Source organism: Aquimarina sp. RZ0 (genome assembly GCF_008370685.1).
GTDB lineage: Bacteria > Bacteroidota > Bacteroidia > Flavobacteriales > Flavobacteriaceae > Aquimarina.
In genome coordinates this window covers 1-1,651 of record NZ_VTZU01000204.1, presented here as the reverse complement: position 1 = coordinate 1,651, position 1,651 = coordinate 1, and the positions used below count along the sequence as shown (strand labels likewise).

Below are 1,651 nucleotides of genomic sequence, written 5' to 3'. Positions count from 1 at the left end.
TTAAAATCTTCAGTTGTAACTTCTATTACTGAAGTGTTTTCATCCTCATTACATGATAGTAAGAGGTTTATTAAAATAAAGATGATAATATATTTTCTCATTTTCTGTTTTTTAATGTTTGTCAACGTTTAATATATGTGTCGTAGCAGGGCAAAATGTTACCTTGCTTTTCGATATTTCTTCGCATTGGTTGCTAACTTTTCTTTCTGCAAGCATTGCGCCATTGCAAAAATACACAGACTTTTCGATTTGTCCCCTAACTGCTATGACACATATATAGTGTTATGGCACGTACCACTTTTACAAGCCTGAACTTAGTAAACAAGCTGCGGTAAAGTGATATCAGATTGCGAACTGCTCCGTATTATTTTTCTTATTCTCCAGCGATCACTTTGCTGCCTTTGGATTTATCACTTACCAAACCAAAAAATCACAAATCCTTTTTCCGTCAAAATTATCGTGATGAGCCAAAAAAAGCGATTTTTTGCAAGTTACTGCTCCGAAACACTCCTTTTGAGTGATTTTTTCATCGCTTTTTTACTTTGGATCTGATACAAACCACTGCAAAAACTCTCTGTCATACGATCGAGGTTCGTCCGCAGTAAGGTTCAGATTGCGTTTTGCTTTTCAGATAACAAGTATGTGCCCTAACGCTAAATATATGAATCGGAGCAAGGCAAGCAAGCCCGAACCAATCGATTTATCTGCGCATTTTTATTTCTTATACGATTTATAACTAAAAATTTCGCATATTCATCGTTTCTTTTTCCTTTCTACTTCGTTTAAAAAATAAACCGTAGCTATAGCTATGTTTGATTTTTTTGCCTTGCATAAAGAAAAAATAATTCAATGAATTTATACGAATTTTTTAATCGCAAATCGTATTATTCAATTTATAAAAATCTAGCGCCACCACAAAAGGAAATGATCTTTCGATCTAACACCAAACTTTGCTCTGATTTCATATATAATGTTAGCTACTTTTTATTTTTCCGTTTTCCAGTTAAAATTTAAAGCCTTACACTTAGGACATTCAACATATTCCCCTTCAAGATAGTCAACATTACAGCGATTACACTTTCCGTACTTTTTATTAATATGCATAAAGGAGAACTTAGCATCAATACTTTCTATGTCATAGAGTGATTCTATTTTTTGAATTAACTCTCCAAGTTTATTATTGGCTTTTAATTCAGAAAGATTTTTTTTCTCTTCAGATGTGAAATTTGGAACTTCAAATTCTCTTTTCGAACATTTTTCACAAGACAGTTTCATAAAATTATAAACTTTCTTTTTTTTTGTTAAACCACTTTAGTTGAGATTCAATTCGCCCAAGTATTTTTTCGTCCGAGTCATTATGAATATCTCTTAGTTGGTATTTAGGATTAATCAAGTTTTCTTCTTCTATGAATTCGTTGATTTTAAGATTGAAAATTGCCTGGCCAAACCTTTGTTCTGGATTTTCATTCAGATAAGTAGAAATATGGTCAATTATTTTCTTGTGTTCTTTTTTCATTATCTGATAATTCTGACTAACGTAAAATTACACTACTGATTTACAGTTATTTGCAAATCATCATTAGTTAATCCAAATTTATCAATTTGTTTTCTAATTCTTTTCACTAGTCCTAGTTTTCTTTTTTGATCGAGG

2 protein-coding genes are annotated in these 1,651 nt (G+C 31.4%); both read right to left on the bottom strand.

The genetic code is table 11. From position 1 onward, the window contains the following. Positions 1-984: 984 nt before the first annotated feature. A complete protein-coding gene (locus tag F0000_RS27240; RefSeq protein ID WP_109437021.1) occupies positions 985-1,275 on the bottom strand; it encodes a hypothetical protein in 291 nt (96 codons plus the stop codon). Between the two features lie 4 nt (positions 1,276-1,279). Then, positions 1,280-1,516 (bottom strand): hypothetical protein, encoded by a 237-nt coding sequence (locus tag F0000_RS27235; RefSeq protein ID WP_149627839.1) that lies wholly within the window; start codon positions 1,514-1,516, stop codon positions 1,280-1,282. Between the last annotated feature and the right edge of the window lie 135 nt (positions 1,517-1,651).